5 protein-coding genes are annotated in these 10,591 nt (G+C 66.8%); all 5 read left to right on the top strand.

The window, feature by feature from the left end; translation table 11 throughout:
- Nucleotides 1-93 precede the first annotated feature (93 nt).
- Complete coding sequence (locus ACFVIM_RS11790) at nucleotides 94-1,029, top strand: hypothetical protein (protein ID WP_384300529.1); 936 nt, start codon at nucleotides 94-96, stop codon at nucleotides 1,027-1,029.
- A gap of 463 nt (nucleotides 1,030-1,492) precedes the next feature.
- Entirely contained in the window at nucleotides 1,493-2,023 is a 531-nt protein-coding gene (gene rplJ, locus ACFVIM_RS11785; RefSeq protein WP_384300528.1) for a 50S ribosomal protein L10, read from the top strand.
- 110 nt (nucleotides 2,024-2,133) lie between these two features.
- Nucleotides 2,134-2,517 carry a 50S ribosomal protein L7/L12 gene (gene rplL / locus ACFVIM_RS11780; protein WP_384300527.1) on the top strand — a complete coding sequence of 128 codons (384 nt, stop codon included), beginning with the start codon at nucleotides 2,134-2,136 and terminating at the stop codon, nucleotides 2,515-2,517.
- A gap of 584 nt (nucleotides 2,518-3,101) precedes the next feature.
- Nucleotides 3,102-6,584 (top strand): DNA-directed RNA polymerase subunit beta, encoded by a 3,483-nt coding sequence (rpoB, locus tag ACFVIM_RS11775; RefSeq protein WP_384300526.1) that lies wholly within the window; start codon nucleotides 3,102-3,104, stop codon nucleotides 6,582-6,584.
- Between the two features lie 95 nt (nucleotides 6,585-6,679).
- A complete protein-coding gene (locus ACFVIM_RS11770; RefSeq protein ID WP_384300525.1) occupies nucleotides 6,680-10,579 on the top strand; it encodes a DNA-directed RNA polymerase subunit beta' in 3,900 nt (1,299 codons plus the stop codon).
- Nucleotides 10,580-10,591: the final 12 nt, after the last annotated feature.

The following is a 10,591-nucleotide window of genomic DNA, read 5'->3' as shown; positions in this document are numbered from 1 at the left end:
CGTCACCGGTGTGGGGGCCGGTTTCTCGTTGTCCCGCTGTCAGTGGCGTCGGCTACGGTTCAGGAAGATCGGCAGCGTACGAGGGGCGGGGTTATGGGCAAGCTGAGGGGAAGGCGCCTGGGCGTGGCGGTCACGGCGGTGGCCGTGGTGGCGGGCGTGGCGGGCTGCGGGACCGAGCAGGGGCCGGGGGAGTCCCGGAGCGCCACCCAGGTGCTCCGCGCCGCCTATGAGAAGACCGCCGAGGCCAAGTCGGCGAAGTTCACCATGGAGATGGACACACCGGGCGGGCTGGCGGGTGGCTCGCTGAAGATGACCGGGGTCATGGGCTGGGATCCCGCGGCCATGGACATGTCGGTCACCGGCTCTCCCTTCGCCGGTGCCGCGGGCGCGCCCGGCGAGGCCCGGATGAAGATGGTGGACGAGGCCGTCTATGTCGACCTGGGCTCCCAGGCCCCCGCGTCGCTCGGCGGCAAGCGGTGGCTGAAGCTCGACCTCGGGGCCGCCGCCGGAATGGTGCCCGACAAGGAGCTGGCGAAGCTCGTCACCGGCGGCCTGGAGCAGCTCAACGAGAACCCGGCCGAGCGGCTCGCCCTGCTGCTCGACTCGCCGAATGTGAAGAAGGTCGGCGAGGAGCGGATCGACGGCGTCGCGGCCGAGCACTACAAGGGCACCGTGTCGGTCCAGGAGATGCTCACCGCCGAGGGGGTACTGGAGGTTCTCAAGCCCCAGGAGCGCCAGAAGCTGCTGGCCAACCTGGAGAAGGCGGGCGTCCAGAGCTATGAGACCGAGGTCTGGGTCAACGAGGACGACCTCCCGGTGAAGACGGACGTGACGATGAACACGCCCCAGGGCGAGGTCGGGGTCGTGACCACCTTCTCGGAGTACGGCGCGAAGGCCGCCGTCAGCGCGCCGCCCGCGGGACAGACGGCTGATCTGCTCCAGGACCTGCTCAAGGGCACCGGCATAGGGGAGAAGCTCGGCCAGAAGGCGCGCGCGTCGGCGGAGGGCCTCGGCGCGGTCCTGAGCTGACCTCCGCGGGGCATGTGCCCCGCTCATCAGCCTGAGCCACCGTCTGCCCGCCGCGGGGAGGCGCCGCCACCTCACCCCCGCCCAGGGCCGCTTCCCTGCGAGCCGTACGGGCCGCACAGGGGCGGCGGACGGCTCTCCTGAGTCCCGGGGTGGGTGGAGCCGCGCCCGAGGTGGCGGGGGTTCTCCGCCGTGGGCGGGTTGGCCGATTTGCCTGGGTGGGGGTGCGCGGCGTACGGTGCTCCGGAAGCCAAAGACCGCTGGTCGTTGCCGCGTGCTCTCACGAGGGTGCGGCGACCGAAGGATCCGCTCATCGCGGACGACCCGCGCAGGTGTCAGTGGAGAAGCTCCCGGAATCCGTTTCGGTTGAGCTACGCCCCGTGCGCCTGCGCCGGGGCGTTTCGTTTTGTCAGGTATCTCCTTCGGGTCCGCGCGGTCCTCATCACCCGGAAGGAGGCCGACGCTCATGGCAAGGCCCGACAAGGCTGCCGCGGTAGCCGAGCTCGCGGACCAGTTCCGCGGCTCGAACGCCGCCGTGCTGACCGAGTACCGGGGTCTCACCGTGGCTCAGCTCAAGCAGCTGCGCCGTTCGCTCGGTGAGAACGCCCAGTACGCCGTGGTGAAGAACACGCTGACCAAGATTGCGGCCAACGAGGCCGGGATCGACTCGCTCGACGACCTGTTCAACGGTCCGACGGCGGTCGCCTTCGTCACCGGTGACCCGGTGGTGTCGGCGAAGGGTCTTCGTGACTTCGCCAAGGACAACCCGAATCTGATCATCAAGGGCGGTGTCCTTGATGGCAAGGCGCTGTCCGCCGATGACATCAAGAAGCTCGCGGACCTCGAGTCCCGCGAGGTTCTGCTCGCCAAGCTGGCGGGCGCCATGAAGGGCAAGCAGTCCCAGGCTGCCGCGCTCTTCCAGGCGCTTCCCTCGAAGTTCGTCCGCACCGCGGAGGCGCTTCGTGCCAAGCAGGCCGAGCAGGGCGGTGCCGAGTAATTCGGCTCGCGCACTGACCGGAGCTGCCTGAACGCACCGGTCGCAGCGGGCCGCACGCCCGCCGTCATATACAACCGGCACCAGCCGAATGAGTGGAAGGATCGCCCATCATGGCGAAGCTCAGCCAGGAAGACCTGCTTGCCCAGTTCGACGAGATGACCCTCATCGAGCTCTCTGAGTTCGTGAAGGCCTTCGAGGAGCGCTTCGACGTCACCGCCGCCGCTCCGGTCGCCGTCGCCGCCGGTGTCCCGGGTGCCCCGGCCGCCGAGGCCGCCGAGGAGCAGGACGAGTTCGACGTCATCCTCACCGGCGCCGGCGAGAAGAAGATCCAGGTCATCAAGGTCGTGCGTGAGCTGACCTCCCTGGGTCTGAAGGAGGCCAAGGACCTCGTGGACGGCACCCCGAAGCCGGTCCTGGAGAAGGTCTCCAAGGAGGCCGCTGAGAAGGCCGCCGAGTCCCTCAAGGGCGCCGGCGCCTCCGTCGAGGTCAAGTGACCTCGGTGACACTCTGTGTCACTCTGCGTTGCTTCTGAGTCCCGCGTGACTCTCTGAGCCCTTCTGGGGCTTGGCCAAGGGCGATCACCCATCAGGGTGGTCGCCCTTCGGCGTTCCGGAGCCCGCGTTGCGGATCCCGTCATGACGAGTATGGTGATCATCGCCGTGCGCGTCCGTCCCTGGTCAGCCGGGGGACCGTGACGATCCCCGCATCTGGTTTGGGCTGAGGGGCCTTGACGAACCGCACGCAGCGCGCAATTCTCAGGACGCGTCGTCACATACGATCCGTATCCGAGGCATGGATCGACGGCCGAGTGGGCAGTATCGAGGTGCGCCTCATGGCGCGGGGTAGCGCGGAGTTGAGAACAACGAGGGTTCAGAGAAACCCGCACTGGACATCAGTGGGCCAAGTGGCTACACTGACCCTTTGCGCTGCCTGTTAGCTGCCCCCTGCCCGTCACCAGGGGCATCCCCTCGCATGAGCACTGCTGTTGGAGACCTCCCTGACCTGGGATTTCTTCCTCTGTGCACGGCTTGGGACCGGTACGCGCGTAGTGAGTCCGAGCCCTCGGAAGGACCCCCTCTTGGCCGCCTCGCGCAACGCCTCGACCGCGAATACGAACAACGGCGCCAGCACTGCCCCGCTGCGCATCTCCTTTGCAAAGATCAAGGAGCCTCTTGAGGTTCCGAACCTCCTCGCGCTCCAGACCGAGAGCTTCGACTGGCTGCTCGGCAACGCCGCGTGGAAGGCTCGGGTCGAGGCGGCTCTGGAGAGTGGACAGGACGTCCCCACCAAGTCCGGTCTGGAGGAGATCTTCGAGGAGATCTCCCCGATCGAGGACTTCAGCGGGTCGATGTCGCTGACCTTCCGCGACCACCGCTTCGAGCCTCCGAAGAACTCGATCGACGAGTGCAAGGAGCGCGACTTCACCTTCGCCGCGCCGCTCTTCGTCACCGCCGAGTTCACCAACAACGAGACCGGCGAGATCAAGTCCCAGACGGTCTTCATGGGCGACTTCCCGCTCATGACCAACAAGGGCACCTTCGTGATCAACGGCACCGAGCGTGTCGTGGTCTCGCAGCTCGTCCGGTCCCCCGGTGTCTACTTCGACTCCTCCATCGACAAGACGTCCGACAAGGACATCTACACCGCCAAGATCATCCCCTCCCGGGGTGCCTGGCTGGAGATGGAGATCGACAAGCGCGACATGGTCGGTGTCCGTATCGACCGCAAGCGCAAGCAGTCCGTCACCGTCCTCCTCAAGGCGCTCGGCTGGACCACCGAGCAGATCCTCCAGGAGTTCGGCGAGTACGAGTCGATGCGCGCCACCCTGGAGAAGGACCACACCCAGGGTCAGGACGACGCGCTCCTCGACATCTACCGCAAGCTCCGTCCGGGCGAGCCGCCGACGCGTGAGGCCGCCCAGACGCTGCTGGAGAACCTCTACTTCAACCCGAAGCGCTACGACCTGGCCAAGGTCGGCCGCTACAAGGTCAACAAGAAGCTCGGCGCCGACGAGCCGCTGGACGCGGGCGTCCTCACCACCGACGATGTCATCGCGACCATCAAGTACCTGGTCAAGCTGCACGCCGGCGAGGTCGAGACGATCGGCGAGAACGGTTCGCAGATCGTCGTCGAGACCGACGACATCGACCACTTCGGCAACCGTCGTCTGCGGAATGTCGGCGAGCTGATCCAGAACCAGGTCCGTACGGGTCTCGCCCGTATGGAGCGCGTGGTGCGTGAGCGGATGACCACGCAGGACGTCGAGGCGATCACGCCGCAGACCCTGATCAACATCCGGCCGGTCGTCGCCTCCATCAAGGAGTTCTTCGGCACCAGCCAGCTCTCGCAGTTCATGGACCAGAACAACCCGCTGTCGGGGCTCACCCACAAGCGCCGTCTGTCGGCGCTCGGCCCGGGTGGTCTCTCCCGTGAGCGGGCGGGCTTCGAGGTCCGTGACGTGCACCCCTCGCACTACGGCCGCATGTGCCCGATCGAGACGCCCGAAGGCCCGAACATCGGTCTGATCGGCTCGCTGGCCTCGTACGGCCGGGTGAACGCGTTCGGCTTCGTCGAGACGCCGTACCGCAAGGTCGTCGAGGGTCAGGTCACCGACGAGGTCGACTACCTGACCGCCGACGAGGAGGACCGCTTCGTCATCGCGCAGGCGAACGCGACCCTCAACGACGACCTGCACTTCACCGAGCCGCGTGTGCTGGTCCGCCGTCGTGGTGGCGAGGTCGACTACGTCCCGCCGACCGAGGTCGACTACATGGACGTCTCGCCGCGCCAGATGGTGTCGGTCGCGACCGCCATGATCCCCTTCCTCGAGCACGACGACGCCAACCGTGCCCTCATGGGCGCGAACATGATGCGCCAGGCCGTGCCGCTGATCACCGCCGAGGCGCCGCTGGTCGGCACCGGCATGGAGTACCGCTGCGCGGTCGACGCCGGCGACGTCATCAAGGCCGAGAAGGACGGTGTGGTCCAGGAGGTCTCCGCGGACTACATCACCGTCGGCAACGACGACGGCACCTACACCACCTACCGGGTGGCCAAGTTCTCCCGCTCCAACCAGGGCACCTCGGTCAACCAGAAGGTGATCGTCTCCGAGGGCGACCGCGTCATCGAGGGCCAGGTCCTCGCCGACGGGCCGGCGACCCAAGAGGGCGAGATGGCGCTCGGCAAGAACCTCCTCGTGGCGTTCATGCCGTGGGAGGGCCACAACTACGAGGACGCGATCATCCTGTCGCAGCGCCTCGTCCAGGACGACGTCCTCTCCTCGATCCACATCGAGGAGCACGAGGTCGACGCCCGTGACACCAAGCTGGGCCCCGAGGAGATCACCCGGGACATCCCGAACGTCTCCGAGGAGGTCCTCGCCGACCTCGACGAGCGCGGCATCATCCGCATCGGCGCCGAGGTCGTCGCCGGGGACATCCTGGTCGGCAAGGTCACCCCGAAGGGCGAGACCGAGCTGACGCCGGAGGAGCGCCTGCTCCGCGCGATCTTCGGTGAGAAGGCGCGTGAGGTCCGTGACACCTCGCTGAAGGTGCCGCACGGCGAGATCGGCAAGGTCATCGGCGTGCGCGTCTTCGACCGCGAGGAGGGCGACGAGCTTCCCCCGGGCGTCAACCAGCTCGTCCGGGTCTACGTGGCCCAGAAGCGCAAGATCACCGACGGTGACAAGCTCGCCGGACGCCACGGCAACAAGGGTGTCATCTCCAAGATCCTCCCGATCGAGGACATGCCGTTCCTGGAGGACGGCACCCCGGTCGACATCATCCTCAACCCGCTCGGCGTCCCGTCCCGAATGAACCCGGGACAGGTCCTGGAGATCCACCTCGGCTGGCTCGCCAGCCAGGGCTGGAAGGTCGAGGGCAACGAGGAGTGGATGGAGCGGCTGAAGTCGATCGGCGCGGACCACGTCCAGCCCGGCACCAATGTCGCCACCCCCGTCTTCGACGGTGCCCGCGAGGACGAGATCGCCGGTCTCTTCGAGTCCACGATCCCCAACCGCGACGGTGACCGCATGGTCCTCCCGTCCGGTAAGGCGAGAATGTTCGACGGCCGCTCCGGCGAGCCGTTCCCGGACCCGATCTCGGTCGGGTACATGTACATCCTCAAGCTCCACCACCTGGTCGACGACAAGCTGCACGCCCGGTCGACCGGTCCGTACTCGATGATCACCCAGCAGCCGCTGGGTGGTAAGGCCCAGTTCGGTGGCCAGCGCTTCGGAGAGATGGAGGTGTGGGCGCTGGAGGCTTACGGCGCCGCCTACGCCCTCCAGGAGCTGCTGACCATCAAGTCCGACGACGTCACCGGCCGTGTGAAGGTCTACGAGGCCATCGTCAAGGGCGAGAACATCCCCGAGCCCGGCATCCCCGAGTCCTTCAAGGTGCTCATCAAGGAGATGCAGTCCCTGTGCCTCAACGTGGAGGTGCTGTCCTCGGACGGCATGTCCATCGAGATGCGCGACACCGACGAGGACGTCTTCCGCGCTGCGGAGGAGCTCGGCATCGACCTGTCCCGGCGCGAGCCGAGCAGCGTCGAAGAGGTCTGACGGGTTCTGGTCCGGGTCTCTTCCGAGACCCGGGCCTTGCCCCGGACCCCGTACAGACCACTTTGAGACACAACCCTGAGAGGGATTGACGCATAGTGCTCGACGTCAACTTCTTCGACGAGCTTCGGATCGGCCTGGCCACCGCTGACGACATCCGCCAGTGGTCCCATGGCGAGGTCAAGAAGCCCGAGACCATCAACTACCGCACGCTCAAGCCGGAAAAGGACGGGCTCTTCTGCGAGAAGATCTTCGGCCCCACCCGGGACTGGGAGTGCTACTGCGGTAAGTACAAGCGTGTCCGCTTCAAGGGCATCATCTGTGAGCGCTGTGGCGTCGAGGTCACCCGCGCCAAGGTGCGCCGTGAGCGGATGGGCCACATTGAGCTGGCCGCCCCGGTCACGCACATCTGGTACTTCAAGGGCGTTCCCTCCCGCCTGGGCTATCTGCTCGACCTGGCGCCGAAGGACCTGGAGAAGGTCATCTACTTCGCCGCGTACATGATCACGTACGTGGACGAGGAGCGCCGGACCCGCGATCTGCCCTCGCTGGAGGCGCATGTCTCCGTCGAGCGCCAGCAGATCGAGAACCGTCGCGACGCCGACCTGGAAGCCCGCGCCAAGAAGCTCGAGACCGACCTGGCCGAGCTGGAGGCCGAGGGCGCCAAGGCCGACGTCCGCCGCAAGGTGCGTGAGGGCGCCGAGCGCGAGATGAAGCAGCTCCGTGACCGCGCCCAGCGCGAGATCGACCGCCTCGACGAGGTGTGGAACCGCTTCAAGAACCTCAAGGTCCAGGACCTGGAGGGCGACGAGCTGCTCTACCGCGAGCTGCGCGACCGCTTCGGCACCTACTTCGACGGCTCGATGGGCGCCGCCGCGCTCCAGAAGCGCCTGGAGTCCTTCGACCTCGACGAGGAGGCCGAGCGCCTCCGCGAGATCATCCGTACCGGCAAGGGCCAGAAGAAGACCCGTGCGCTCAAGCGCCTCAAGGTCGTCTCCGCCTTCCTCCAGACCAGCAACAGCCCCAAGGGCATGGTGCTGGACTGCGTGCCGGTCATCCCGCCGGACCTGCGTCCGATGGTGCAGCTGGACGGTGGCCGCTTCGCGACCTCCGACCTCAACGACCTGTACCGCCGTGTGATCAACCGGAACAACCGTCTCAAGCGTCTCCTTGACCTCGGTGCCCCCGAGATCATCGTGAACAACGAGAAGCGGATGCTCCAGGAGGCCGTCGACGCGCTGTTCGACAACGGCCGTCGCGGCCGTCCGGTCACCGGTCCGGGCAACCGTCCGCTGAAGTCCCTCAGCGACATGCTCAAGGGCAAGCAGGGTCGTTTCCGTCAGAACCTGCTCGGTAAGCGTGTGGACTACTCCGCGCGTTCCGTGATCGTCGTCGGTCCGCAGCTCAAGCTGCACCAGTGCGGTCTGCCGAAGGCGATGGCGCTGGAGCTCTTCAAGCCGTTCGTGATGAAGCGCCTGGTCGACCTGAACCACGCGCAGAACATCAAGTCGGCCAAGCGCATGGTCGAGCGCGGCCGCACCGTGGTGTACGACGTCCTCGAAGAGGTCATCGCCGAGCACCCGGTGCTGCTGAACCGTGCGCCCACCCTGCACCGCCTGGGCATCCAGGCCTTCGAGCCGCAGCTGGTCGAGGGCAAGGCCATCCAGATCCACCCGCTCGTCTGCACCGCGTTCAACGCGGACTTCGACGGTGACCAGATGGCCGTCCACCTGCCGCTCTCCGCGGAGGCGCAGGCCGAGGCGCGCATCCTGATGCTCTCCTCGAACAACATCCTCAAGCCGGCCGACGGCCGTCCGGTCACCATGCCCACCCAGGACATGGTGCTCGGCCTCTTCTTCCTCACCACGGACGAGGAGGAGCGCGAGGTGCGCGGCGAGGGCCGTTCCTTCGGCTCCACCGCCGAGGCGATCATGGCCTTCGACGCCCGGGAGCTCTCGCTCCAGGCGAAGGTCGACATCCGCTTCCCGGTCGGCACCATCCCGCCCCGCGGCTGGACCCCGCCGGCGCAGGAGGAAGGCGAGCCGGAGTGGCAGCAGGGTGACAGCTTCCGGCTGAAGACCACCCTCGGCCGCGCGCTCTTCAACGAGCTGCTGCCGGAGGACTACCCCTTCGTCGACTACTCGGTGGGCAAGAAGCAGCTCTCGGAGATCGTCAACGATCTCGCCGAGCGCTACCCCAAGGTCATCGTGGCGGCGACGCTCGACAACCTGAAGGCGTCGGGCTTCTTCTGGGCGACCCGTTCCGGTGTCACCGTCGCCGTGTCGGACATCGTCGTCCCGGACGCGAAGAAGGAGATCGTCGCGTCGTACGAGGCTCAGGACGAGAAGGTCCAGAAGCAGTACGAGCGTGGTCTGATCACCAAGGAAGAGCGCACCAACGAGCTCATCAAGATCTGGACCCGGGCGACCAACGAGGTCGCCGAGGCGATGAACGCGAACTTCCCGAAGACCAACCCCATCTTCATGATGGTGGACTCGGGTGCTCGTGGAAACATGATGCAGATGCGTCAGATCGCCGGTATGCGTGGTCTGGTGTCGAACGCCAAGAACGAGACGATTCCGCGTCCGATCAAGGCGTCCTTCCGCGAGGGTCTGTCCGTGCTGGAGTACTTCATCTCCACCCACGGTGCCCGTAAGGGTCTGGCGGACACCGCCCTGCGTACCGCCGACTCGGGTTACCTCACCCGTCGTCTGGTGGACGTCTCGCAGGACGTCATCATCCGCGAGGAGGACTGCGGCACCGAGCGTGGCCTCAAGCTGCGGATCGCCGAGCGGGACACCGAGGGCAGGCTGCGCAAGGCCGACGACGTCGAGACGTCGGTGTACGCGCGGATGCTGGCCGAGGACGTCGTCGTCGACGGCAAGGTCATCGCGCCCGCCAATGTCGACCTCGGCGATGTCCTGATCGACGCCCTGGTCGGGGCCGGTGTCGAGGAGGTCAAGACCCGTTCGGTGCTGACCTGTGAGTCGGCCGTCGGCACCTGTGCCTTCTGCTACGGACGCTCGCTGGCCACCGGCAAGCTGGTCGACATCGGTGAGGCGGTCGGCATCATCGCCGCCCAGTCCATCGGTGAGCCCGGTACCCAGCTGACGATGCGTACCTTCCACACCGGTGGTGTGGCCGGTGACGACATCACCCAGGGTCTGCCGCGTGTCGTCGAGCTCTTCGAGGCCCGTACGCCCAAGGGTGTCGCCCCGATCTCGGAGGCGGCCGGCCGCGTCCGTATCGAGGAGACCGAGAAGACCAAGAAGCTCGTCGTCACCCCGGACGACGGCAGCGACGAGACGGCGTTCCCGATCTCGAAGCGTGCCCGTCTGCTGGTGGGCGAGGGCGACCACGTCGAGGTGGGCCAGAAGCTCACCGTGGGTGCCACCAACCCGCATGACGTGCTGCGCATCCTCGGCCAGCGGGCCGTCCAGGTCCACCTGGTCGGCGAGGTCCAGAAGGTCTACAACTCGCAGGGTGTGTCGATCCACGACAAGCACATCGAGATCATCATCCGGCAGATGCTGCGCCGGGTGACGATCATCGAGTCCGGCGACGCGGAGCTGCTGCCGGGCGAGCTGGTCGAGCGCTCGAAGTTCGAGACCGAGAACCGTCGTGTGGTCACCGAGGGCGGTCACCCCGCCTCCGGCCGTCCGCAGCTGATGGGTATCACCAAGGCGTCGCTGGCCACCGAGTCGTGGCTGTCGGCGGCGTCCTTCCAGGAGACGACCAGGGTCCTGACCGACGCGGCGATCAACGCCAAGTCGGACTCCCTGATCGGCCTCAAGGAGAACGTCATCATCGGTAAGCTCATCCCGGCCGGTACGGGTCTCGCCCGTTACCGCAACATCCGGGTGGAGCCCACCGAGGAGGCCAAGGCCGCGATGTACTCGGCCGTCGGCTACGACGACATCGACTACTCGCCGTTCGGCACGGGCTCCGGCCAGGCCGTGCCGCTGGAGGACTACGACTACGGTCCGTACAACCAGTAAGGCGTGTGAGTG

The sequence above is a fragment of the Streptomyces sp. NPDC057638 genome (assembly GCF_042800315.1).
GTDB lineage: Bacteria > Actinomycetota > Actinomycetes > Streptomycetales > Streptomycetaceae > Streptomyces.
This window is presented reverse-complemented; position numbering and strand designations above follow the sequence as displayed.